General features: G+C 56.6%; 1 protein-coding gene. It reads right to left on the minus strand.

What is annotated here, in order from left to right; all coding sequences use genetic code 11:
* On the minus strand, positions 1-251 hold a 251-nt coding region (locus tag EXE41_RS18895; RefSeq protein ID WP_158294447.1), incomplete at both ends, for a transposase.

Genomic DNA, 251 nt, shown 5'->3' on the forward strand with positions numbered 1-251 from the left:
AGATACTCACCGAGTTCATGGAGGATGAGCTGGGCGTGCGACCGGAAGGTCGCCGCCCAGCGTTCCGGTGGAAACACGATCTCGTCATCGGCCTGCTCGGTGACCAGATCCAACAGCTCACGACTCACCAGCAGTGACAGCAACGCCGCATACAGCAGAATTTTCACTACATCTGGGTCGCTTGTGTCGAACTCGTCCAACTCGTACTGCGTCTTCAGTTCACGAAACAGCGTTTCTACCTCCCACCGACA

The sequence above is a fragment of the Halorubrum sp. SD690R genome (assembly GCF_005435035.1).
Classification (GTDB): domain Archaea; phylum Halobacteriota; class Halobacteria; order Halobacteriales; family Haloferacaceae; genus Halorubrum; species Halorubrum ezzemoulense.